Genomic DNA, 24,745 nt, shown 5'->3' with positions numbered 1-24,745 from the left:
CCTATCTGATTGGTAAACCGAAGGGATGAGAGGAGGACAGGGACGGTCTGGGTCTAGTCCTTCTTAGTCGAGTCGGAACCACTCTGTGGTGGCTCCGGCGTTGGCTCCGGCCCCTTGGATATTCCTAAAGTAATCGTGGAACCCTGTGGCACCACCGGCCCTTCCGGATTCATCCATACAACCGAACCCAGTGGAATCACGTCACTGTAGCCGCCATCAGCACGCTCGACCCTGAGACCATAGCCTTCCAATATCTGCCTCGCATTTGCCTCAGTCATCTCAACAACGCTGCTGATCTGCACGTTCCCGGAAGAAATATAGAGGTTGATTTTGTAACCTCGCGGCTGGGTAGATCCCGAAGCAGGGTCCGTGCGAATAACGGTGTTTGCCGGGACGGTGGCACTGTCCTCGACCACCTTGTCTCCGACGACAAACCCCGCCTTCTCCAGTGTCTCTTGGGCAACCGCCTCCGTCTGACCGGAGACATCAGGAACCTTGAGGCTGGCGGGACCTGCTGAAAGATATACGTGTACCTCTGATCCCACGACCAATTCGGTTCCCTCTTCAGGATCTATTTCAGCAACACGGCCCTTCTCCACGGTATCGGAGTCCCGCGCCTCCTCCTCAAGAACAAAAACCAGTCCGGCGGCTTCAATCTCTCTCTTAGCCTCGGCCTGCGTGGAATTGACGATTCCGCTCGGCACAAACGTCGTCTCAGACTGCGCGACTTTATCTTCTCCGCTGTTAAGGAAAGTCCAAACCACGGCACCAACCATCGCCGCGGCCAAGAGAATGAGTAGCCATGTCCAGATCACTGACGCGCGGAATTTCTTCTTTTTAGCCGGAGCTTGAACCGGGATAGATCCAGTCGTCAGAGTTGCCGACGTGCCGTCACCGTTAAGGGCGTTGGCCCGCGTTGGACCGTTGTAGACCATGGTCTCAGTGCCGTCCATTGGACTTTGCAGCACTTGAGTCGCTGAAGTCGAGTCAGGGGCGACCCACGCACCGATCGGCGGAGCGGAGATCGGCAGCCCCTCGGCCGCACGAGAAAGGTCCGCCGCCATGTCCGCCGCGCTCGCGTAACGCTGTTCAGTGTCCTTCGCTAGAGCCTTCATGACAACTCGGTCGAGGCTAGCGGGAACATCCGTCGCGATCGAGGAAGGAACCGGTGGCAGTTCAGAGACGTGCTGATAGGCAAGTGATACCGCGCTGTCACCCGCAAACGGAGCTCGCCCGGTCAGCAACTCGAATAGAACACATCCGGCCGAGTAGACGTCAGAGCGCTCATCAATACGCTCACCACGAGCCTGCTCGGGTGACAGATAGAGAGCCGTTCCGACAACGGCGTTGGCGGACGTCATCGTCGCCTGTGAGTCTGTTAGCGCCCGGGCAATGCCGAAGTCCATGACCTTCACCTTGCCGGTGTTAGTCAGCATAATGTTGCCGGGCTTGATGTCTCGGTGTACCAAACCGGCGCCGTGAGCGTACTCAAGCGCTGAAAGAACACCCTCGGTAATTTCTATCGCTTCGGGAATCGGTACAGGCGTTCCGTCGGAAAGAAGCTCCTTAACCGTGTGCCCCTCGACGTACTCCATGACGATGTACGGCACCATGACGGTCTTGCCGTCCGGGCCGCGCGCCGGCTCCTCACCCGTGTCGTAGACGGCGACAATGTTCGGGTGGTTGAGGGAGGCCGCAGCTTGCGCCTCCCTGCGGAAACGCGTCTGGAAGATCGCGTCGCGGGCCAGGTCGACGCGAAGCATCTTTATGGCCACAAGGCGCGAGAGTCTCGTGTCGCGTCCCAGGTGCACAGTTGCCATTCCGCCGCGCCCGATAAGCGAGCGGACCTCGTACCGGCCGCCTAGCAGCCGAGCGCTGGAATCAACCATGTCTGAACCTCCGTTGAGCTCACCGCTTGGGCGGTTGAGAATCCTAGTGCGATGTCCGCAGATCCGCGATCACGCACCATTGCAATAAGTATGAGGATCACCGTAAGGATAACCAATGCACCGATGAGCCACATTCCGACCCGAGACGAAATAGGCGAGTCTTGATCCTGACTAGCAGAATCCACCGATTCGGCCTCTGGGCGTCCGGCAGTTCTGGTCCCCCGAGGCAACGGGGCAGGGGGCTCCCCTGTCAACCCACGGCTTACCGGGTGCCATGGATTAGCAGCCCGGCTTGCCGCAAGTGGTACCTGATGCTCGTCTTGGCTTGAAACGGCCTGTTCGGAAGGCCGGAATGTGGGTTTCGGAGCCGGGGAACCGGCAGATCCATCAGGCAGAGAAGGTACCCGTTCCGGGGACCGTTGCGGCTTCTTCCGGGTTGGGGAACCAACAGGCTCATCAAGGACAGAAGGCGTCCGTTCCCGAGACTCTTGGCCAGCAGTTCCGTCAGGGAGAGAAGGTCCCTGTTTTCGAGTCGGTAAACCGACGGGCGTCGCTGGAGCAGGAGTCTTGGCCGCGGCCTGTGGCGGAGGGGGCCCGGCAGTCTGTGTCCCTGCGGCAGTCATCGGTGCCGGTTCTACTGGAATATCAGTACCAAGCTCAGGATCCCTCTTTTGATCGGACACCACCCTTGGTGGCTGTGTCGGCGTAACCGTGGGCTGGGCGTTATCCGCCATCTGTGCCGGCGGCGGGAGCGGGACGGGAGAAGTGGTCACGTCTAGCTCGGATGCCACTCGACTCAGTGTACGAATTAGCGCCGCCCCCGACTGGGGCCGGTCCTCCGGCTTCTTCGCAAGCAGATCGTAGACAACCTGTTGGATAAGTTCAGGGACGTCTGAGGGGAGCGCGGGAACCTCGTCCTTAACGTGCGACATCGCGATCTCCACTGCGGACTTGCCGGTGAATGGGCGTCTGCCCGCGAGTGCCTCGTACGCAATCACCCCGAGTGCGTAGAGATCACCCAAAGACGTTGCGTCTTCGCCGAGCGCCTGCTCGGGAGCCAAGTACTGCGCGGTTCCCATGACCATCCCAACTGCCGTTAGGTTCGCTTGTCCCTCAGCGAAGGAAATCCCGAAATCGGTCAACTTCACGACCCCGTCCGGGCGAATCATGATGTTAGCAGGCTTGATGTCGCGGTGCACCACCCCCGCAGCTGCTGAAGCGTCGAGGGCATATGCGCTTTGAGCGAGAATCGGAATCAGCTGTTGTGCTGAGAGACGTTTGCCATCGCCAACGTAGTCCGTCAGAGGGTGCCCGTCGATCAACTCCATGACAATCCAGCCCTGTCCATCATCCTCACCGGAGTCCAGGACCGCTGCGATGTTTGGGTGCCTCGCGCGCAGTGTATTGCTGGCTTCCAAACGCAGTCGTGAAAGGGAGATCACTTCGCCTCTAAGCTCAGGACGGAGAACCTTGGCGGCGACCATCATTCCGGTCCGCTGGTCGCGAACCCGCCATACCTCGCCCATCCCGCCCTTAGCAATACGACTTACCAGAGTGTATCGACCACCAAGGGTTCGTCCCGCGCGAATTCCTCGCGGGGGAGGAACCGAACCATTACTCATTGCAGTCCCACCTCCAATAGTCGCGCAGCAATCGGCGCCGCGGCGCTAGCACCGAAGATCGGGTCATCGCCCGCACGGCCCTCGACCACGACTGCAACCGCGATTTTCGGGTTGTCAGCGGGAGCGAAGGCGACAGTCAGGGCGTTTGTCAGCTCGTTGTTCTCCCCCACTTCAGCCGTGCCTGTTTTAGCCGCAACCTGAACTCCCTCCACGGCCGCACCCGCCGCTGAGCCGTACGGCAGGGAGACCGCGCCAATCATCATCTGTTTGATCTCTTCAGCAATGGCCGCCGTTACAGGGTTTCCCATCACCTGAGGGGAGGTGGTGCTGACCACTTGGTTGTCCGCATCGACGACCGACTGAACGAGGTAGGGGTGCATCATTACCCCTCCGTTCGCGATTGCAGCGGCGACCATCGCCATCTCCATCGGGGTCATCTGAACCTCGAACTGTCCGAATGAACTCAGTGCCAGCTGAGCCGGGTCAGGGTTCTCGGGGAAAACAGACGGCGTGACTGTCAGAGGAATCTTGATGGTCTCACCGAAACCGAAACGTTTTGTGACGTCCTGCAACGCCCCGTCCGGAAGTTTTTCAGACGCCAGCACGAAAGTTGTGTTGCACGACCTGGCAAAGGCCTCAGAAAGCGAGACCACTCCGCTTCCGCAGTCCAGTTGGTCGTAGTTGTAGACCGGTGTCTGAGTTCCTGGAAGTAGGACACTATGTGGGGACTCAAGTTCGGTCGAGGGCGTAATCCCACTTTCTAGCATGGCGATACTGGTGAGAATCTTGAAGGTTGACCCGGGGGCATACCTGTTCGAGGCAATTGCGCGATTGTCCAACGGTCTTGATGGGTCGCTCTCGAGTGCGACTGCGGCGGCTTCTGATGCCTCTTGATCATTAGAAGCAAGCTGGTTCGGATCGAACGTAGGCGAGGAGTACAGGGTTAGAACCGCACCGGTCGTGACGTCGAGAGCAACGACCGCTCCGCTCCGATCCCCGAGCATTTCTGCCGCAACCTGTTGCATCGCAGGGTTGATAGTCAACTGAACCCCGCCACCCTGCCTCGGATTGCCAGCGACTAGGTTCCGCAACCTCTGCCATAACAACTCAGAGGTACCCCCCTCAAGCACCTCGTTTTCCGCCGCCTCGATTCCCGTTGCGGACTGACTGATCGCAGCGAAGTATCCGGTAACTGCGGCATACAGAGGCCCTGAGGGGTAGACCCTTTGGAAGACCGTGTCCCCTTCCTCCTTCTCAGAGTAGGCCACCGGGGACTCCGCAACGATGATGGGCCCACGATCACGCTCTGCCGACTGGAGATAGCGTCTGGCATTGCGCTGGTCAGAGACCAGAGAAGGAGCGTAGACGAACTGGACTGCGGTGATCGCAATCCCAAGAACCATAAACATCGCGAAAGTAACGACCACTAGGCGTCTGATCTGAGCGTTCAAGATCGCTCCTCCACTTCTCTCGAAGAGGATGCCTTCGATCCGGGCGATGACAGCAGAGGGAAAACGCCGGTGTCCGGAACCGTCTTCTCTTCCTGCACCACGTCCGCCCACGCCTGAGGTCTTGGCGCCGGGCGCCGGGCCGCATCAGATATCCGCAAAAGCAGCGCGACTATTATCCAGGAAGAAAGCATCGAGCTACCTCCCTGTGCCAAGAACGGTGCCGTCAACCCCGTGAGCGGAATAACCCGGGTGATTCCCCCAAGGACGACGAAAACCTGTATCGCAATGGAAAAAGACAGACCAACTGCCAACAGCTTTCCGAAACCATCCCTAGTCCCGAGGGCCGCACGGAAGCCCCGCTCTACCAGCAACAGATAGAGAAGCAGAATTGCCATCAGGCCGAACAGACCCAGCTCCTCTCCCAGCGACGCGAGAATAAAGTCGGACTCAGCGAGCGGCACCAGCCAGGGATAGCCTCGTCCCCATCCGGTCCCCAGCAGTCCACCGTTCGCCATTCCAAACAGTCCCTGGACCACCTGATACGAACCGCCTTGGGCGCCATAAACCTCCGGGCTCATCGCATCAATCCAGATAACAAAGCGCCGTTGCACGTGCGGAAACATTCTGACCGCAAGGAAGACCGCGGGGATGAAAAGCAAAGCACCAATTGCTAACCAAGAAACCCGGTTGGTTGCCACATAGAGCATCGCAACGAACATACCGAAGAACAGCAACGATGTGCCAAGGTCCTTTTGCAAAACCAAGATGGCGATTCCCAGAAGCCAGACGACCAAAATCGGCCCCAGGTCACGGAAGCGAGGAAACCGCATTCCTAAAACCTTCGGTCCTCCCACCGAGAGCTTGTCACGGTTACTGACCAGGTACCCGGCGAAGAAGATCGCCAGAGTTACCTTCACGAACTCCGCCGGTTGGAACTGAAAACCGAAGATTCGCACCCAGACACGAGCGCCGAAAATCTCGACGCCAAGACCCGGAATCATGGGAAGAATTAGCAAAATAAGCGAGATGACCATGAAGGTATAGGTGTAGCGGCGAAGCACTCTATGATCACGAAGCAACAAAAGAATCAAGGAAGCTAACCCCAGGCCGGCTATCGCGAACACCATCTGTTTTAGACCTGTGGTGCGCCCGTCGTTCAACTCGTATGACATGTCGAGTCGTCTGATCATCGCCAATCCCAGCCCAGTCAGCGTCACTGCAATGGGCAGAATAACGGGATCGGCATAGGGGGCGGTGAGGTGAACGACCACTTCGGCGACGACAGCCAATGCGACGAACAAGGTCACGTAGACCGCCAGGTTTGGCGGAAGTGTGCCCGTTCGATTCAGGCTGGTAAGCACGTAAGCACTGATGCCGATGGAAACTCCCAACAGCATCAGGATCATTTCAAGGAACCGGCGAGGTCTGGCCCCCGAGACCTGAACGGTAGCCATCAGTCCGCCCCCGAATCAATCCCCGACTGAGAGGGGTCCGAAAGCATCGTGCTGCGAGCACTCTCTGAAGTTGCGTTCTGAACCGCCCGACCGCTCAGCTCAAGGAGATAGTCGTCAATCTCTTCTCGTGAAGAACGAACAACAGGATCCTGGAGTCTCTTTTGGTCAATAGCCGGGAGCGAGTCGAGTCTGATCGGTGAAACTTCGATTGGCCTCGAAATCTCCAGTGGGCCAAGAGTCTGTGGTATTCCCTGGTAAATCACTATTTGCTGATCGGTTGCTTGAACATAATACTGTCCATTCACCCACCGATTGACCTCGTACGTCCCACCCGCCAAAGCAGCAAGTACAACAAGTAGGACGAGAACCCACGCAAAGCGGCGCCTCCCGCGGGGACGCTCCTCGGGTTCATCCTCCCCATCCTGAACCGAACTGTTCACGAGCGCGGCAGCCCGGCCCGCCGCACCGTCGGTCCCCTTGGTTGGCGCGTCCCTTGTGACGGCGGCAGCACCAACGATCTCCGGCACTTGAGATGCCTTCGATCCGACTTCGACCACGTCAGCCAAGACAACGGTTATGTTGTCGGGACCTCCGGCACGAAGGGCATAGGTGACTAGCTCGTCGGCGCATTCATCCAGGTCGTCGATGGCAGTCAGGGTATTGGCGATGGTCTCATCAGAGACGACGCCCGAAAGACCATCAGAACAAAGAAGCCAACGGTCACCAACGACAGCCTCACGCACTGTGGCATCAGAGACGACCGGTCCGGGTGTATCCCCGAGAACGTTCATCACGACGTTGCGCTTCGGATGGGTTTCGGCCTGCTTCGGAGTTATCTGCCCCGTATCAATAAGGTACTGGACGAGGGATTGGTCGGAGGTGACCTGCACCAGGTTCTCCTCGCGCAACAAATACGCACGCGAATCCCCAATGTGAACCATCGCCAGCTTGTTTTCCGAGCGAAGGATCGCGGTGCAGGTCGTCCCGAGTCCGCGCAACCTCTCATTCTCTTCTGTACGTTCGATGAGTTCGTCATGCGCGTCTTGCAGCGCGTCTGAAAGATTGGTTAGTAGCTGATCTGAGGGCCCGGGGGCATCGTCAAGAGGAGCTAGGTGGGCAACGACGACGGACGAGGCGACATCTCCTCCCGCAGCTCCTCCCATCCCATCCGCGACCGCCAGTAATCTGGACCCCGCATATCCCGAGTCCTGGTTATTCTTTCGGATCAGCCCGACATCTGAGCGGATAGCGAAGTGGAATTCGACGGCCACTAGTTCACCAGTTCGAACGTGGTTTGACCGATTCTTGCTGCTGTCCCAACGGGAAGAACCCGGATATCAACCACTCTCTCATCGTCAACGAATGTTCCGTTTGTCGAACCCAGATCGGCGATCGCCCATTGACCGTTGACATTCCGCAGTTCGGCATGTCTGGAGGAAGCGTACGGATCCTCGAGCACCAGGGTGGATGAGGGAGAACGACCCACCGTAATCGGTTGGGTTCCAAGCGGAATAAGTGTTCCCTCAAGGGGACCGCCGGTGATTAGCAGGCGCGTAGGAACATTTGAACCAACGTCACGCCTGTCCCCGGCTCGTTTGCCGCTCTGCTTAGCTTTGCCAGAACCTCGCGAAGTCACGACGGTCCCGAAGATGTCACGCTTAAGAGTCGAGACCACACCAAAAACCATCAACCACAAGAGGATCAGGAATCCTATGCGGAAAATGGTGAACGCGAGATCACTTGTCAAGGCGGTCTATTCCTCCGGGTGGGTCCAGAACAGGATACGTGTACGGCCAATAGTGATCTGGTTGCCATCAAGTAGGGTGGCAGCTTCGACCCTATGACCTTCGACGAATGTCCCGTTCGTTGATCCTAGGTCAGTAAGTATTACCCCGTCAGGAGTAATACGAAACTCAACGTGTTTCCTGGAAACCCCGCTATCGTCCACGGTTATGTCCGCTTGAGACGATCTCCCGATTGTCGTAACGGGTTTTGTAAGTAGCCACTTCTCTCCACCAACATCAATGATGGGGTGCAGGGGAGAGGCCGCGGCAGCAAATCCCGGTGCCACATCTCCGGGCTTCTTGGTTGCAACGACCTCAAGCATCCCCGTCGTCTCTTGTGGATCGGAGATGAAGTCAACATCTATGGGTCCCAGCAGCATGTACCGCTGGTTAGCGGCATGCTGGGTTACGTCCGCCTCAAGTTCGGTGACGATTTGGTCTGTTCCTGAGTCCTCAAGCGCCTGATAGTCGGTTGGGTTCACCAGAACCTGAAACCGATTAGGAGCCACGGCGGCGACAGCCTGGTCCGGATGCTCCTCGGCCGCATCATCCATAGCTCGCCTGATCGCGGAAGAGATATCGACGGGTTTGAGTCCCGAGCGGAACACCTTGGAGAAGACGGAATTGACTCCCTTCTCGACGGCCGTTTCAAAGCGGTCCATCATTCCCATTGACTTCACCTCCCTATCTCACCACATAGGCCTATGATTCCTCAGACACCTAACGTCACAGTTTAGTGGGTTCGTACCGTCAGAAACCTAATAAAGGGAACACCGCCTGGCTCGCGACGCTTTCGGTGTCACCCCTCAAAGGAACGGTGACGGGAGAACCACTGGTGCAACAGAATCGAACCCGCCTCCCCAACGATGTCCAAAACGTGACATTCGTCGGAGTCGGCGGCTGGTTTCTTTCTTGTGCACTTCGCCCGGTATAGTGTTTCATCGTCAAGTACGAAAGGCTTCGGAAACGAATCCCAAAGTACTACCACTGCTCAAGTGGCGGAATAGGCAGACGCGCACGGTTCAGGTCCGTGTGCCCGAAAGGGCGTGGGGGTTCAACTCCCCCCTTGAGCACAACAGAAAACTGGCCCGACCTGAGAAGGTGCGGGCCAGTTATGTCTTGTTCCTCGGTCGTGCTCAGTACCCCATAGGTTGCGACACCATCGGTTGTGGCTCGTCATACCTAATACCGGCCGGGTTCGACGGGATCAGCGTGAAGACGAAGATGACAAATCCACCGGCAGGAATCAACCCGAGAAGTATGAACCAGCCAGAGAAGTTAGCATCGTGTAAACGTCGCATGGTCAAGGCGAGACTCGGGATGATTATCGCGAGGCCCCACACAGAAGTAACAACAACCATGAACCAACCGAATCCGTTCAGAGAGTACTCCCCGCTCGGCGTGGTGGACATGCCAGCAAACATAAGAAAGGCGAAAACCAAGCTCACTAGATAGAGGAATAGCTGAACCCACCAGTACTCGCTACGCGACGCGCGTCCCGAAAAGGTTGCGTACTTCTTGAAAAAGCGTTGGACAGCCTGTCCGAAAGATGCCCCGTATAGGGGCAGGTTTAGCGGCGCCGCCGCAATGTCCTGTGTACTCATGGAAGAAACATTACCCTCTTTCTTACCCCCGGTTCGGGTAGTTCCCACATGAAGTGTTTATCCGAACAATATCCCGAGCGGTTGGTTTTCGATCACGTTCGACTTGGTGCAGACTTAGGGTGTTCCGGGCGATGTCGCCTGACGTCTCACAGACAAAATGAGGACCAGGAATGGAAACAGAGAAAAGTTCCAGTTCGAAGCCGATTTCGGAAGACGAGTTCGTTCAAGTCAAGACAATAGCCGGCAGTGTTCGTGGTCGTTGGATAACCGAGCAGACTGCGGCTGGTGAAGTTCGCTGGGCATCATTCTTGGGAATCCCATTTGCCGAGCCACCCGTTGGCGAACTTCGATTCATGGCCCCGGTTCCTAAAGCTCCCTGGACGGGAGTTCGAGACGCACTGGAGTACGGTGCATCCGCCCAGCGCGGCGACGCCGGTATCACCCTGATTCCCGAGCCGAGCGTTCCAGGAGAGAGCACTCTCAACGTCAACGTCTTCACCCCCTCACCCAAAGAAACCGAAGAGGGATTGGCCCTGCCCGTCCTCGTCTGGATCCACGGCGGAGGCTACACCGCTGGTTCGCCCGCCAGTCCCTGGTACAACGGTCGAGCCTTCAACCGCGACGGGGTCGTTACCGTCACCATCTCATATCGCCTCGGATTCGATGGCTTTGGTTGGATGAAGGGCGCGCCCATGAATCGGGGCGTACTCGACTGGCTACTCGCACTGGAATGGGTGCAACAAAACATCTCATCGTTTGGCGGTGACCCGAGCCAAGTCACAATCGCCGGCCAGTCCGCCGGAGGTGGCGCGGTGCTCACCCTGCTCGGGATGGAAAAAGCGCAGCACCTATTCAGTAAGGTCTATTCAATCTCTGGGGCACTCGCTGATGTGAATATGACGGACGCAAAAGCTCTCGGACTACGGATGGCGAAGGAAGCGGGTATCGTTCCAACTCGTGCGGCTTGGAGCACACTCACCGAAGAAAGAATTCTTCAGATCCAAGCTAAGACCTCCAAGCTGTCGTTTAAGCAGATCAAGCAGCTCATGGACTCCGGTCTTGGACTAGGGCCGACCATCGACGGCGAACTCATCACGCGCCCCACGGCAGAATCAATCGCCGCCGGAGTTGGGGCCGACAAGCCTCTGGTCATGGGAACGACAGACGATGAGTTCACCATGATCTTCGGAGAGCAAGAAAAGATGGTCCGGCTGGTACCGAAGCCCCTACTACTAAAACTCGTGGGTGTCCCCGGGAGTGCTCGGCAGGCGTACATCGAAGACAATGCCGACTCGGCCTCGAAAGACAACGCCACCTTCGCAGGGCACGCCCTGACCGACCGCATGTTCCGGGCGCCGACGGTCAAGTTCGTGAAGGACCGTGGGACTGCTCCAACCTGGCTATACCGATTCGCCTGGCCCTCGGGCAAGTTTGGTTTCGCTGAGCATTGCCTCGACGTGCCGTTCTTCTTTGATTGCCTAGACGGTCCCGCTGTGGAGCCCCTTGCAGGGGACAATCCTCCGCAGCAGCTCGCGGACGAGGTCCACGCAGACGCGGTTCGCTTCATCAAGAACGGCGACCCAGGGTGGCCCGAGTACACCGAAGACAATCCGGTCGCTCACGTGTTCGACACTCCCTCGTACGAGGAGAATCCGGGATACGCAAGCGTTCACGCACTGCTCTAGGTTCCAGTGACGCCGCGCGCGGGGTGTCATGTCCTCGCGTTGCGACAGGCTGGCCGCGTCCAAGACCGGGCCCCACTCACTGGTTGGGGCGGTTCAATAGCTCGAAGAGGCAGGCTGGCCGCGTCCAAGACCGGGCCTCACTCACTGGTTGGGGCGGTTCAATAGCTTGAAGAGGCAGGCTAGCCGCGTCCAAGACCGGGCCTCAATCGCCTAAGCATGCCGACAACCCGAGAAGTACGGGGAAATATGACGTTTTCGTGTACGAAATTCGGCGGATCGCTCTAGTGCCAGAAATGGCGTCGGTCGGCGAAGTAGAGACTAATTCCCGCCTCATCCGCCGCGTCTATCGATAGCTGGTCACGGATTGACCCACCCGGCGCCACCACTGCCGTAACACCCGCGTCGATCAGAACCTGTAATCCGTCCGGGAACGGGAAGAACGCGTCCGAGGCGGCGACTGAGCCATTAGTTCGGTTCACCCCGTCCGCGAGCGTGTTCGCCCGTTCAACCGCGAGCTTGGCGGAGTCGAGGCGGTTAACCTGTCCCATTCCAACGCCGACGGTCGCGCCGTCCTTCACCAGCACGATTGCGTTCGACTTGGTGTACTGGGCTGCCTTCCAGGCAACCTCGAGGTCCGCCAGTTTCTCCGCCGACGCGGGGCTTCCCGCAACTAGCTTCCATGCGCCCGCCTGATCCTCCCGGCCTCCCGGTCTGTCAGGTTGCTGCAACAACAGTCCACCCCCGCCGATGTGGCGCTTGTCAAACCGCTCATCGAGTGTGCCAAGTGAGTGAAGGATTCGGAGGTTTTTCTTCTTCTGCAGTATTTCCAGCGCCTCGGGCGAAAAGCCGGGAGCGATGACCACTTCCGTGAAGACGTGAGAGATTTGTTCGGCGGTCGCCTCGTCAATTTCCCGATTCGCCGCGACCACTCCTCCGAATGCAGAAAGAGGGTCGCAGGCGAGCGCCTTCGCGTAGGCTTCCGCGATCGTAGTTCCCTCAGCAATTCCGCAGGGGTTCGCGTGTTTGATGATTGCGATGGCCGGATTCTCAAAGAACGAATCTGCTGCCTTCTCAGCCGCTGTCGCATCCTGCAGGTTATTGAAGGAAAGGGGCTTGCCGCCGAGTTGCTGCGCCCACGCGACCCCTAGACCGATTGGCTCGGTCGAAGTGTCGGCAGTCGGGCGGTACATCGCGGCCTTCTGGTGAGAATTCTCCCCGTACCGTAGGTCTTGGTGCTTTCGGTACGAGGCGCCGTACCACTCCGGCAGGTCGCGATTGTCCTCAGGAAGCCCCGCAGCCTCGTCAGTGGCGTTCGACAGCTTCGAGAATGCGTCCCAGTATTCCGCGCCTCCCGCCTGATGATCACTCAACCAGTTGGCAATCGCGATGTCGTAATCGGCAATGGTCTGAAAGGCTACCGTGGCCAGCTTCAGACGCTCTTCGCGTGTGGTTCCACCGGCGCGAAGCGCTTCAATAATCCTCTTGTACTGAGCCGGATTAGTAGCGACAGCGACACTCTCGTTGTTCTTTGCGGCGGCCCGCACCATGGTTGGTCCGCCGATATCGATCATCTCGATGCAGTCAGTGAAACTCAGATCAGAGGGAATACTTTGCGTCCTAAGTAATGTATCCGAGAAGGGATACAGATTCGCCACCACCAGGTCGAACGGGGCGATGCCGAGGTCGGCGAGGGTCTTCATGGACTCCTCGTCGTTCTGCCGCGCCAACAGAGCGGAGTGGATTGTCGGGTGAAGTGTCTTGACCCGTCCGCCCAGTATTTCCGGGAAACCGGTAAGCTCACTGACCTCTGTCACGGGAAGCCCCGCCTCGGCGATCGCGGCGGCGGTGGACGAGGTTCCAACCAGCTCTACGCCTTCTTTTACGAGGGCCGTCGCCAAATCAGTTAGTCCGGTCTTGTCCCATACCGAAATGAGGGCGCGACGAATCGGCTTTCTCTCAACATCACTGAAGGGCGGATAGTACGAGGGCGACGTTGCGTCCACGGACCCCTCTGCCTCATCGCCCTTTGACTTATCAACCGAACCCAACTGCGCAGCGAGCGCCTCAACCAGGCTGAAGCTGATCTGAGCAGCACCGGGAGCGTGAGCGTCGTACTCACTCGCACCTTCGGGCGAACAGAGGTCGGAAACCGCTCGCAGAGAAATCCATGGGACCGCGAACATCCAGCAGGTCTGAGCAACCGCGGCCGTCTCCATGTCGACTGCGAGCAAATTCGGGAAGGTCTCTCTGACTCCAGCTGCCAGGGGAGCGGTCACAAATGAGTTGCTTGAGCCGACCGTCCCAGACCAATTCCTTGCGCCCTGCTTCTCTGCGGCCTTCTGGGCAAGTCCTAACAAGTCGAGGTCTGCCCGGTAGTCCTCCGGCATCTGTGGGACCTGTCCGGCGGAATATCCAAAGTCAGTCGCATTAGCCTCGTGATAGAGAACCCGTTCTGAGAGGACCAGGTCGCCAGCGACGATTTGTTCGCCAAGTCCCCCAGTGGTTCCAGCAACAACTACGGCCTTCGGCTCATACTGTTGAAGCACCGCAGTAATGGCGGTCGCCGCGTTCGTGGTTCCAATGCCAGAAACGACGAAAAGGGTTGAACAGTCCTGCCAGTGTCCCAGCTTGAAATGAGCAGGTCCCCTGTAGGTTGAGGGAAGTAGATCGACGGACCACGGCTGGGCACTCTGGAAGAAGGGCTCGGCCTCCGCCTCTTCCGCGCAAATGACCACTAGGTCGATAGGTTCACGCATTCTTGTCCTCTTCCCCCCTCGTTACCTGATCCCAGGAAGCGCGCTCGACAAGGAATCCTCGTACCGCCTCTTGCGCCGCGGCGAGCGAGTGGTTCGCACCCCACCCGCACTGCACCTCGTTGGCAGCTGGAACCTCGTCCGCCTGCAGAATGTCTTTGAAGGTGTTCTCTAGAATTTCCTCGAACTGAGGCTGTTCCAGGCCGAGGGTCAGGGCGTAGAAGCCCGTCTGGCATCCCATCGGGGAGAAATCGATGAGAGCATCCGTGTGGTTCCGCATCAGTTCCGCGGTGAGATGTTCGATTGAGTGGACCGCGGGCATGTCTAGATGATCTACGTTCGGCTGAGTAAAACGAACGTCATACTTAATAAGAGTGTCACCGCCGGGAAGCTCTTTCCGGTCTGCAACTCTCACATAGGGGGCTTGGACTTTGCGGTGATCTAGGTTGAAGGACTCTACATTCATGCGGGGTGGAGTAGGTGTCATACCTCAAGGTTATTGCTCAGGGCGACAGGATGGTTGGCAGGACCAACCCGCGGCGACTGACACGTAATGATTTCGATGCCTAGGATTGAGTCCTAGGTCTGGGGGAACCATGCAACTTGGAGTTTCGGACGTGTTTCGTCTTGGCATCGGTCCGTCCTCGTCACACACCGTTGGTCCGATGAGAGCGGGAAGACACTTCGCTGAACTCATGCTTGGCAAGAAGGACAGGCCCGTTGCGGTCGAGGTTGATCTCTACGGTTCCCTTGCGGCCACCGGGGTAGGACACGGAACCGACCGTGCGGTTCTCTTGGGGCTGGGCGGAGCCAAACCCGAGACCGTCGACACCCGGGAAATAGCGAGTCTTGTTCCCCGCATCAGGACCACCGGAGAGCTTCCGCTACTAGGTGGAGACCCGGTACCGTTCTCTATTTTGGACGATCTTCGTTTTCACCCCTGGGATTCACTTCCCTTCCACGTCAACGGCATGATTTTCAGTGCCCAATATGAGGATGGAAGCGAGCTTCACCGTACCTACTACTCGGTTGGCGGCGGCTCAGTCGTTGTCCAGAATGCTGACGAAGGAATCCCGGTTCCGATCGACGGCGATCTCATCCTGGTAGATGGAACCACCGAACCCACCTATCCTTTCGCTTCCGCCTCTCACCTGCTTCAGTACTGCGAGATCCATGACCTGTCCATAGCTGAGCTGGTTCGCGCAAACGAGGAGCACACCAGAGAGTCAGCCTCCATAGACCGCTATTTGGACCAGATCCTCAATGAGATGTTCGCTTCCGTGGTTGCGGGATGCCAAACGGAGGGAACCCTGCCCGGAGGCTTGGGCGTTCCTCGGCGTGCGTCAAAACTGCGGAAACGTCTGGAACAGAGTGTTTCTGATCCAATGGTGTTGGTCGATTGGGTCACTCTGTATGCTCTGGCGGTTAATGAGGAGAACGCGGCCGGCCACCGAGTTGTCACCGCACAGACGAACGGCGCTGCGGGGATTGTCCCAGCTGTCCTCGGTTACTTCCTAGTCTCTACTGCTGTCGAACGTGTCGGCGGTTTAGAGAACCTGGCGGAGATCTGCCCCCTTTGGAATCTCGAAGATTTGCTTGGGCTGTTCGATGATGAACGAGTGAAGCTGCGGGAGTTTCTTCTCGCTGCCACCGCAGTCGGCTCACTGATCAAGACGAATGCGTCCGTGGCCGGAGCAGAGGTCGGCTGTCAGGGGGAGGTCGGTTCCGCGTCCGCGATGGCCTCGGCAGGCTTAGCGCAAGCCATGGGTGGCACACCCACTCAGGTTGAGAATGCGGCCGAAATCGCCATGGAACATTCACTGGGCCTGACCTGCGATCCGGTTGGAGGTCTGGTTCAGATTCCGTGTATTGAACGCAATGCCATCGCGGCGGTGAAAGCCATCTCGGCAGCACGGATAGCTCTGTACGGCGATGGCCACCACCATGTCTCCCTCGATAACGCGATTGAGACGATGCGTCAGACGGGCGAGGATATGAATGCGAAATACAAGGAAACCTCCGTCGGAGGTCTTGCCGTCAACGTCGTGGAGTGTTAGTTGACCGGTTCCACCGATCAAGACAGCGACACGCCGAAGTCGACTCGATTCTGAAGTGAATTACGTCGTTGTTATTCACAGGGTGAGGACAGAGAACTCCAGGTTATTCACAGGCGTCTGCATTGATGAGCGCGATCGAATCCCGATGATTCGCGGATATGTCGGAGCCATGAAGGACACTTACAAAATGAGGTTGAGTAAGTAATCCACAGGGCACATGCCTGAGTCCACAATTACGCCTCAACACGACATATAGGGGGTACTGGACAACTCAAACACAAGGTGTAGTGTTACAAGCCGTGGGGCAAACAGCGTCACGAAGAATCACAGTGGTGTAGTTACAAATATGGGGTTACCGGCGGATCTGGGCTAACTCCTGACAGGGCGGAAGGAACTCGACATGGAAATCACCGTTTACTCAAAGCCTCGGTGTGTTCAGTGCGATGCGACCTACCGCGCTCTTGATCGTTCCGGAACTCCTTATCGCAAGGTTGACGTTAGCGTCGATTCCGAAGCGCTCCAGTACATTATTGACCTGGGCTACCAGCAGGCTCCCGTTGTCGTTGTCGGCAATGAGCACTGGAGCGGGTTCCGCCCGGACCGCATTGCCGCAGCGTCGAAAATGGTGCTGCAACCCGCGGCTAACTAAAGGGGCCGGTGATGCGCGCCGAGGCGGCACAGTCTGGCGCTGTTGCTCCTGTCCAACCGAATGAGGTCAAGAGCCCGCAAGTGGCTTCGTCAAGGCCGAGGTTGGTCTATTTCTCATCAGCAACGGAGAACACCGCACGCTTCGTCAAGCGCCTCGGAGTCCCGGCCGAACGTGTTCCTCTGCGCCCCACAGACGGATTTCTGTCGGTGAACTATGACTATGTCCTCGTCATCCCGACATACGGAGGCGGCAACAGGGCCGGCGCCGTTCCTAAGCAGGTCATCAAGTTCCTAAATGATGAGACGAACCGAAATCACTGCAAGGGCGTAATCTCTGCGGGAAACACAAACTTTGGGAAGGCTTACTGCATTGCGGGCGATATCGTCTCCAAGAAGGTTGGCGTCCCACACCTGTATAAATTCGAGCTTCTAGGAACTCCCGAAGATGTCTCACGAGTACAAGAAGGACTGAATAGATTTTGGTCGACAATATGACAGATACCGGCCCAGAGAAGGCCCTGCCTCCCGAACTCGATTATCACGCTTTGAACGCACAGCTAAACCTGTACGACAAGGACGGGAATATCCAGTTCGACGCGGACCGGAAGGCCGCTCGCCAGTATTTCCTGACTCACGTCAACCAGAACACGGTTTTCTTTCACGACCTTGAAGAGAAACTCCGCTACCTGGTTGACGAGGGATACTACGAACAAGTCGTCCTGGACCAGTATTCGTTTCAGGACATCAAGGACCTGTACAAGCGGGCGTACGCTTTCAAATTCCGCTTCCCAACTTTCCTCGGAGCATTCAAGTACTACACCTCCTACACCCTGAAGACGTTCGACGGGCAGCGTTACCTTGAACGCTTCGAAGACCGGGTCGTTATGGTAGCCCTATATCTGGCTCAGGGTGACTATGCACTAGCTCAGCACCTGGTCGACGAGATGATGGCCGGACGTTTCCAACCCGCCACCCCAACGTTCCTGAACGCAGGCAAAGTCGCTCGCGGCGAACTGGTTTCCTGCTTCCTGTTGCGCGTCGAAGACAATATGGAATCGATCGCACGAGGTATCAATTCTTCCCTGCAGCTTTCAAAACGGGGCGGGGGCGTGGCGCTCTCGCTGACCAATCTTCGTGAGGCCGGGGCCCCGATCAAACGCATCGAGAACCAGTCCTCTGGGGTAGTCCCCGTAATGAAGTTGCTTGAGGACTCCTTCTCGTACGCCAACCAGCTCGGAGCCCGCCAGGGAGCCGGGGCCGTATATTTGAACGCTCACCACCCCGACATCATGGCCTTCCTCGACACCAAGAGGGAGAACGCTGACGAGAAAATCAGAATCAAGACACTGTCTCTGGGCGTCGTCGTACCAGACATTACGTTCCACCTTGCGAAGAACAACGAGGACATGTACCTCTTCAGCCCCTACGATGTTGAACGCATCTACGGGGTCCCCTTCAGTGACATCTCCGTGACCGAAAAGTACCGAGAGATGGTGGATAATCCTGAGATTCGAAAAAAGAAGATCAGTGCCCGCCGCTTCTTCCAGACTCTCTCTGAGATTCAGTTTGAGTCGGGCTACCCGTACATCGTCTTTGAAGACACGGTCAACAATGCGAACCCGATTGAGGGCCGCATCTCGATGTCAAACCTGTGCTCGGAAATCTTGCAGGTCTCTGAACCCTCCGAGTACTACCCGGACCTCTCATACAAGAAGGTCGGCAAGGACATCTCCTGCAATTTGGGCTCACTAAACATCGCAAAGACAATGGATTCTCCGGACTTTTCTCTCACGGTGGAGTCGGCAATACGTGCTCTTACCGCAGTTTCGGACCTGTCGAATATCGAGTCTGTTCCATCAATTGCTTCGGGGAACGCGCGTTCCCACGCGATTGGCCTGGGGCAAATGAACCTTCACGGGTACCTGGCCCGAGAGGGCGTCCATTACGGCTCTGAAGAAGGCCTAGACTTCACAAACATTTACTTCCTAACCATTCTTTTTGAGGCGATTAAGGCCTCCAACAAGATTGCCAAAGAACGTGGTGAGACCTTCGACGGTTTCGAAAAGTCCGACTACGCCAGTGGGAAGTTCTTCGAGAAGTACATTGAAGGAACTTGGGAGCCTGAGACGGAGCGAGTCAAGGAACTCTTCGCTAGGTCCTCTGCTCACATTCCAACCTCAGAAGACTGGAAGAAGCTTGCGGCGGATGTGGCCGAGTACGGGATGTACAACCAAAACCTACAGGCCGTGCCCCCGACGGGTTCCATTAGCTACATCAACAACTCGACCTCATCGATCCACCCGATCACTGCAAAGATCGAGATTCGCAAAGAAGGCAAGATTGGTCGCGTCTACTACCCGGCCCCATATCTGACCAACGACAACCTCGAGTACTACGAAGACGCGTATGAAATCGGACCCGAGAAGATCATTGACACATACGCGGCGGCCACCCAGCATGTGGATCAGGGCCTGTCGCTGACGCTTTTCTACCCGGACACCGTCACGACCCGAGAGCTGAACAAGTCCTACATCTACGCCTGGCGCAAAGGAATCAAGACCCTGTACTACGTGCGGATCAGGCAGGCCGCCCTTGAGGGAACCGAAGTGGAGGGCTGCGTAAGCTGCATGCTTTAGTGATCGATCGACCATAAGTCGGACTACTCGGCCACCTGCGCATAGGAAACAAACACGAACGGTCGAGTAGTCCGACTTACGATCCTGGTCCACTCCCCCGGACTCCCACTTGAGTCACGAATTCGTAACCGTTTGGAGCGGCCCGTGTCGCCGCCTACCATCTCCTCGTACGGTTGGCGTATGAGCAAGACTGTCTGCGTAAAAACGCCCATACTCAGCGCCTTTGCCGTGTGCGCGATGCTTCTGGCTGGTTGTAGTAGCCCGGAAACCAGTGGCGGTGGAGACCGCGGAACTGCCCCCGGAGTCAACGAAGCAGACGTCGAACCCGTGAGCTTTTCGTTGGATCAGGCCTCCTCATCGGCGTCGGTGATTCAAGCGACCAGAGAGTTTGGACTTAGCGTCCTGGCGCTGGAATCCGACGAAACCCTGGTCACCTCACCGGCTTCAGCCATCATCGCCCTAGCAATGTTAGGTTCTGGAGCTGAGGGGGAGACAGAAAGTCAGTTCACAGAACTCATTGGTGCGGGAGGAAGCGATCGGGACGAGGCAGTAAATGCTTTGGTCGGGTCACTGGATCCCTTCCGCGATGATGTTTCAAACATTGACTCTGACGAACTACCGGAAGAACCTAAGGTTCACATTGCGAACCAAGTTGTTCTCGACGACCAACTCACGGTGGAACCAAGCTATCTCGACTCGCTTAAGAAGTGGTTTAACGCAGGTGTTCTAGAAACTGATCTCGGCTCAGAGAAAGGTAAGGAGCAACTCGACCAATGGGTTCGTTACAACACCGCTGGACTTATTGAGAAATCTGCGGTTGAGCCAAACTCCATGTTGCGGCTAGTCCTGCAGAATGCTGTCCTGTTCGCTGCGAAGTGGTCAGAGACTTTCGATGCGAATAACACCTATGAAGACACATTCTCAAAGTCTGATGGGTCGACCATCGATGTTGACTTCATGCATGATCGCCGAGTCACCGGATATGCGGAAGCTGATGGTTGGAAGATGCTTGAACTCCCCTATGGATCCGATGCAAACCTGGTGGCTCGCTTTGTTCTCCCGCCTGAAGGAACGGCCCCGGCAGCAATAGAGATTTCAACTCTAGAAAGGCTCGAGAGCGAGCTCGCATATGAAGACACTGTGATCGCGCTTCCCAAGCTTGATCTCAAGTCCAACCAGGATCTAGTTCCAGCGGTCAAGGCGGCCGGACTGACCGACATTTTTGATGTCCAGGGAGACCCCCTGGCCTACATCTCCAAGTCAGAACCCCTGTTCGTCAGTCTGATCGTTCAGCAAGGTCGAGTAATTATGGATGAAGAGGGGACCATCGCCGCCGCGGTCACCGAAATCGCCCTCGAAGCTACCTCAGCGCCGGTCGCTGAAGAGCCCCCCAAAGAGTTCATCGCCGACCGTCCCTACCTTATGTTTATCCTCGACAAAACCGTCGGCTGGGACCTGTTCCAAATTCTGGTGAACGACCCAGCTGCCGAGTAGCTAGGGTGTATCTCCTAAGTCTGTGCTCAGGCGAGGATGCCCGGCAAATTCGTAATTGCAAGGCGGAAGAAGAGCCTTACTGGTGGCAAAGCCGACGATGACAACGTAGCAAACGCGGATTTCCCGGTCACCACTGCAAGCAGGAATTTAGGAGACACACCCTAGCTGCCAGCCGACTCCAGAGCCTTCTCCGGGGTTCCGAACCAAGCGTTGAAGAAAGCGTAGAAATTCTGGTTCCCCCAGGTTGTGCAGGCATCCCTGCTCCCCGAGAGCGCCGCCGCGTTCGGCTGGTACGGGGTGTAGTTGTAAAGGTTCGAGGTCGCAAGGTTCGCCACCGTCACCACCGGACCCTCGCAGTCCTCGCCCGGCGCATAGGGGATAGAAACTGGAACTCCCGGTTGGACCATGTAACTGTAGGGGTTAGCCTCGTACTTCCGCATTTGACGCGCAGCATAGTAAACCTGAGTTGCGAAGCCGAAATAGGCCGGGTCACAGACCGACGCATCCGGGCAGGCGAACCCCGTTGCAATGTTGTACCGTGACTCATCCAGTCGCAGACCGGAGGCGGTGAAAAGACCCTGCTCCTTCTGAATTAGTGTGAGAAGAACCTGAGGGTTAATCCCGCAACTCTGGGATGCCTTCCAAATGATCGAGGCGGCCGTATCTGCCTCTTGACCGGAGAATCCGAGTGAACAGTACTGGTCCGGCTCAAAACTTGGCGAGTCCTCCCTGAACTCCGTGATGCACGGCGTTCCATCGACTCCGTCTCGGCAGCCCTCATTCCACTTCACTATGAAGGACTCGATCTGCTCCTGGTCATAGGCTTGGCTGTCGAAGAATGCTTCGTCTGAGATGATGAACGCAGGATCGAAACCCTCGTATGACAGATCGGGAGTCCTAGGTTCTGGAACAAAGGGCTCCGCGTCAGACGATGTCTCAGGCGGCGTGACTTCTCGCTTGCTCGCCCAGGGGTTCCCGAGTCCCAGTAGGCCAGAAACAGCCCACAAAATGAGTGCTACAAGAACCGCCAGAACCACCAGCGTCGTCACGACTCGACGAAGATAGCTGGTTCCAGCTGAGCGATTCGAAGAAGTCACGGAGGAACGTGCCTACGAGTTCTCGCGGACGAACTCCGCTATCGCTGGCACGGCCTGCTCAATGATCTCCAAAGTCTCATCGAAATCTGACTGATCACCATACCAGGGGTCAGGCACATCCACCTCGTCATCGGGGACGAAGTCGCGGAAGAGCCGAATATCAGCGCCGAGATCACCGGCCCCGAAGCGTTCGGCAAACCGATCAAGCGCCCGCGCGTGCGAGCGGGTCATTGGCAGCATCAGGTCGAAACTCTCGAAGTCTTCAGCACTAACCTGGCGTGCACGCCTATCCGGAACCCGATAGCCCGCTGCCCTAAGGGTCCGGGCCGCCCGATGGTCAATGGCGTGCCCCAGCGCCTCGGTTGTTACCGCGGCTGACTGGACCTCCACATCTAGGCCAGCCTCAGCAAGCTTCTCGGCGAGAACAACCTCTGCCATCGGCGAGCGGCAAATATTTCCCGTGCAGATAGTGAGGATTCGATAACTCACTGCGTGTCCCTTCCAGCGAAAGTCTTCTCGCCAGCTTCGACCCGAGCGGGGATGCGGTTGGTCTCTGGAGGCTTCGGGCAGGTTCCGTAGGGACTCAGATGAGCCGGGAAAATCTGAGCTCGGTTGAAGTCAAGGACAACCGTTCCTCCATCGACAACCACTGGTGCCGAGCGCCATCCCGGGGTGGTGTCACCATTCGTGTCATCGTGGAACATCACGTTCGACGACTCGGGGCCATCGCCGGTGACAATAAGCGTTAGTGTCTCTCCGTCCGGCAATGCCACCTCCGCGTCAGCCCATGCGTTGACTGTCTGACTGCCGCCGGGGACGGCCGAATCTACGGTTAGTTCCTTGACCTTGTCATAAGGGAGGATCACGCCGCGCAAGACCCAGCGCGGTTCAAAGTCGTAGACATCCAAACCTTGAAACTCAGCGAGTCGCTTCGCTTGGGGGTCGCGCACTCTAATTGCCGGACCCCAGAATCGGTACATAACCTCAGTCTCTCGGCCACGTTCGTCACGAAGTGAACGATCCGCCACTCCAGGCCCAACCTCAATCTCTAAGGAATGAGTGATTTCCTGGCCATCACGGTAGACCTTTGGCTCCCCCGCCACCGGAGCAAACCGAACTGTGTTGTCGCTATGGTTCCAAAGACCGGGAAACGTATTAAGGGGCGACGGGTCTTCCTCTAGCCAGGCGAGCTCAACCAACGAAAGCCACCCGTAGGGGTCACGGAGTGTTTCCTCTCTCTCCGCCTTCCACTGCTCCCATCCTTCGCGGGTGCCAACTGAATAGGTCACTGGTCTTCCTCCTAGATCGGTAGCTCCTCAGCGATTCTAGCGGGTGGGGCGAAAGACCTAAATTACAGGTCGAAAACGGCCCCAACCCGCAGGTCAAGACCATTTCGAAACGCTGGGTTTAGTGAACGCTCACCGCGCAGGACAGTCCATCTGCCAACGCGTGAAGGTTCATGTGCATCACTGTCAGAAAATCATGTTCGGGATCAACCTGCACCTCCATGGGATCGAGGAGCAAAGCGGGAATCCCCAAGGCCTGGGAGATCGCCGTTGTCTGTTCCTCAGTCAAGTGGATATGATCGTGGTCCTCTTCCTCGTGAACGCTCTCGCCAACAGACTCATTACCGTTCTCGTGATCGGGCTCCGCCGCGCCGTGCGAATGGGCAGTGGTAGGTTCGACAAACAGGGTGGTTATTCCTCGATCCTGGATCAGGGCCAAGACCTCGTTGATCCGTGCGGGTGAAGGCTCCGCGTCCGGGTCAACTCCTAGGACACCCACCTGCTCAAGCCCGTACCGAGCAGCCAGGTAGCCGAAGGCTTCGTGCGAGGTTAGAAGGGTTTCACCGTCGCAGTTCGCAAGAACGGTCCGATACTCACCATCCTGCTCCTCAAGCGCTTTCCGAAGAGTCTCAGCATTCTGCCTATAGGTGTCTGCGGCGGCGGGATTCTCTTCAGAGAGCTTCTCAGCAATGGCATCGGCAATATCCGCCGAGATCATCGGATCCAGCCACACGTGTGGATCGCCAGCAATTACTTCAGCGTTAGGAATCGCAGAAAGAACGTCCATCCCCTCGATACCAGCCACGCTGATCGCCTGTTCCATCGCTGGCTGAAATCCCTCACCGATATAGAGGGCCAGATTCGCCTTGGATATCTCATTTACCTGGGACGGGGAGAGTTCCAAATGATGCGCATCGCCAGCATTAGCCGACATATCTTCAACTACCGCGTCGTCACCAGCGACTGAGGAAGCAAGGAATGCCAGCGGGTAAGAGGAGACGACAACGACCGGGCGGTCGCCCTCCGCTTCAGGGGTTATCGATTGCTCGGCGTCTCCCCCTAACTGCGAGGACGTTCCGGAAGAGCACCCCGCGACCATTGCCAATGTCGCGATAGAACCGCCCGCGAGCGCCAAGGCGCGCCTCACCCCTCGACCGAAACTTGAACCCGACCTAGTCACTATTGAACCTCCAACGTTGCTTTCCGCTGCGGGAGCCGAAACTTTCCACGCTTTACCAGAAGCAACAATAGCGTTATTGCGAACGCTATTCAATATGATTCTCAA

19 protein-coding genes, 1 tRNA gene and 1 pseudogene are annotated in these 24,745 nt (G+C 57.3%); 7 read left to right on the top strand and 14 right to left on the bottom strand.

Going from position 1 to position 24,745, the window contains the following annotated elements; genetic code table 11:
• Positions 1–53: 53 nt before the first annotated feature.
• Genes pknB through U6G28_04380 form a run of 7 tightly spaced genes read right to left on the bottom strand, consistent with a single transcriptional unit; the run spans position 54 to position 8,871 of the window.
• Positions 54–1,889, bottom strand: coding sequence for a Stk1 family PASTA domain-containing Ser/Thr kinase (pknB, locus tag U6G28_04410; GenBank protein ID WRS30932.1), 1,836 nt, complete (start codon positions 1,887–1,889; stop codon positions 54–56).
• Positions 1,862–3,511, bottom strand: a complete 1,650-nt coding sequence (locus U6G28_04405; GenBank protein ID WRS30931.1) for a protein kinase — start codon at positions 3,509–3,511, stop codon at positions 1,862–1,864. Before U6G28_04405 ends, pknB begins: the two co-directional genes overlap by 28 nt.
• Positions 3,508–4,962 (bottom strand): penicillin-binding protein 2, encoded by a 1,455-nt coding sequence (locus U6G28_04400; GenBank protein WRS30930.1) that lies wholly within the window; start codon positions 4,960–4,962, stop codon positions 3,508–3,510. Before U6G28_04400 ends, U6G28_04405 begins: the two co-directional genes overlap by 4 nt.
• Positions 4,959–6,416, bottom strand: a complete 1,458-nt coding sequence (locus U6G28_04395; protein ID WRS30929.1) for an FtsW/RodA/SpoVE family cell cycle protein — start codon at positions 6,414–6,416, stop codon at positions 4,959–4,961. The genes U6G28_04400 and U6G28_04395 overlap by 4 nt, the downstream gene beginning before the upstream one ends.
• Positions 6,416–7,687 carry a protein phosphatase 2C domain-containing protein gene (locus tag U6G28_04390; protein WRS30928.1) on the bottom strand — a complete coding sequence of 424 codons (1,272 nt, stop codon included), beginning with the start codon at positions 7,685–7,687 and terminating at the stop codon, positions 6,416–6,418. The genes U6G28_04395 and U6G28_04390 overlap by 1 nt, the downstream gene beginning before the upstream one ends.
• On the bottom strand, positions 7,687–8,163 hold the full coding sequence (locus U6G28_04385) for an FHA domain-containing protein (GenBank protein WRS30927.1): 477 nt from the start codon (positions 8,161–8,163) through the stop codon (positions 7,687–7,689). Before U6G28_04385 ends, U6G28_04390 begins: the two co-directional genes overlap by 1 nt.
• 6 nt (positions 8,164–8,169) lie before the next feature.
• Complete coding sequence (locus U6G28_04380) at positions 8,170–8,871, bottom strand: DUF3662 and FHA domain-containing protein (GenBank protein ID WRS30926.1); 702 nt, start codon at positions 8,869–8,871, stop codon at positions 8,170–8,172.
• Positions 8,872–9,189: 318 nt separating this feature from the next.
• Between U6G28_04380 and U6G28_04375 the strand changes: the two genes are divergently transcribed.
• A tRNA-Leu gene (locus tag U6G28_04375) sits at positions 9,190–9,273 on the top strand.
• A 63-nt stretch (positions 9,274–9,336) separates the two neighbouring features.
• Here U6G28_04375 and U6G28_04370 read toward each other — a convergent pair.
• Positions 9,337–9,804 carry a DUF805 domain-containing protein gene (locus U6G28_04370; protein WRS30925.1) on the bottom strand — a complete coding sequence of 156 codons (468 nt, stop codon included), beginning with the start codon at positions 9,802–9,804 and terminating at the stop codon, positions 9,337–9,339.
• A gap of 170 nt (positions 9,805–9,974) precedes the next feature.
• Here U6G28_04370 and U6G28_04365 point away from each other — a divergent pair, with 170 nt between their 5' ends.
• A complete protein-coding gene (locus tag U6G28_04365) occupies positions 9,975–11,489 on the top strand; it encodes a carboxylesterase family protein (protein WRS30924.1) in 1,515 nt (504 codons plus the stop codon).
• A gap of 281 nt (positions 11,490–11,770) precedes the next feature.
• Here U6G28_04365 and purH read toward each other — a convergent pair whose 3' ends face one another.
• Complete coding sequence (gene purH / locus U6G28_04360; protein ID WRS30923.1) at positions 11,771–14,245, bottom strand: bifunctional phosphoribosylaminoimidazolecarboxamide formyltransferase/IMP cyclohydrolase; 2,475 nt, start codon at positions 14,243–14,245, stop codon at positions 11,771–11,773.
• Positions 14,238–14,729 (bottom strand): S-ribosylhomocysteine lyase, encoded by a 492-nt coding sequence (locus U6G28_04355; protein ID WRS30922.1) that lies wholly within the window; start codon positions 14,727–14,729, stop codon positions 14,238–14,240. Before U6G28_04355 ends, purH begins: the two co-directional genes overlap by 8 nt.
• A gap of 115 nt (positions 14,730–14,844) precedes the next feature.
• On the opposite strand from U6G28_04355, the pseudogene U6G28_04350 reads away from it, so the two are divergent.
• The 5 genes and pseudogenes from U6G28_04350 to U6G28_04330 all read left to right on the top strand — a co-directional run bounded on the left by U6G28_04350 (position 14,845) and on the right by U6G28_04330 (position 21,077).
• A pseudogene (locus U6G28_04350) lies at positions 14,845–16,299 on the top strand (L-serine ammonia-lyase, iron-sulfur-dependent, subunit alpha).
• Positions 16,300–16,699: 400 nt separating this feature from the next.
• Positions 16,700–16,948, top strand: a complete 249-nt coding sequence (nrdH, locus tag U6G28_04345; GenBank protein ID WRS30921.1) for a glutaredoxin-like protein NrdH — start codon at positions 16,700–16,702, stop codon at positions 16,946–16,948.
• An 11-nt stretch (positions 16,949–16,959) separates the two neighbouring features.
• Positions 16,960–17,442: a class Ib ribonucleoside-diphosphate reductase assembly flavoprotein NrdI gene (gene nrdI / locus U6G28_04340; GenBank protein ID WRS30920.1), complete on the top strand. Its 483-nt coding sequence runs from the start codon at positions 16,960–16,962 to the stop codon at positions 17,440–17,442.
• Positions 17,427–19,583: a class 1b ribonucleoside-diphosphate reductase subunit alpha gene (gene nrdE, locus U6G28_04335; protein ID WRS30919.1), complete on the top strand. Its 2,157-nt coding sequence runs from the start codon at positions 17,427–17,429 to the stop codon at positions 19,581–19,583. Before nrdI ends, nrdE begins: the two co-directional genes overlap by 16 nt.
• Positions 19,584–19,763: 180 nt before the next feature.
• Positions 19,764–21,077: a serpin family protein gene (locus U6G28_04330; GenBank protein ID WRS30918.1), complete on the top strand. Its 1,314-nt coding sequence runs from the start codon at positions 19,764–19,766 to the stop codon at positions 21,075–21,077.
• A gap of 161 nt (positions 21,078–21,238) precedes the next feature.
• Here the strand turns inward: U6G28_04330 and U6G28_04325 are convergent, their stop codons facing one another.
• From U6G28_04325 to U6G28_04310, 4 genes are all read right to left on the bottom strand, one after another.
• Complete coding sequence (locus tag U6G28_04325; GenBank protein WRS30917.1) at positions 21,239–22,174, bottom strand: hemagglutinin; 936 nt, start codon at positions 22,172–22,174, stop codon at positions 21,239–21,241.
• 12 nt (positions 22,175–22,186) lie between these two features.
• On the bottom strand, positions 22,187–22,663 hold the full coding sequence (locus U6G28_04320) for a low molecular weight protein-tyrosine-phosphatase (GenBank protein ID WRS30916.1): 477 nt from the start codon (positions 22,661–22,663) through the stop codon (positions 22,187–22,189).
• Positions 22,660–23,463, bottom strand: coding sequence for a DUF1684 domain-containing protein (locus U6G28_04315; protein WRS30915.1), 804 nt, complete (start codon positions 23,461–23,463; stop codon positions 22,660–22,662). The genes U6G28_04320 and U6G28_04315 overlap by 4 nt, the downstream gene beginning before the upstream one ends.
• A gap of 118 nt (positions 23,464–23,581) precedes the next feature.
• Positions 23,582–24,733: a metal ABC transporter substrate-binding protein gene (locus U6G28_04310; GenBank protein WRS30914.1), complete on the bottom strand. Its 1,152-nt coding sequence runs from the start codon at positions 24,731–24,733 to the stop codon at positions 23,582–23,584.
• Positions 24,734–24,745 lie beyond the last annotated feature (12 nt).

It is taken from the genome of Actinomycetaceae bacterium MB13-C1-2, assembly GCA_035621235.1.
Lineage (GTDB): Bacteria > Actinomycetota > Actinomycetes > Actinomycetales > Actinomycetaceae > Scrofimicrobium.
The sequence above is the reverse complement of the archived record's forward strand: the minus strand, read 5'-3'. Positions and strand labels throughout refer to the sequence as shown.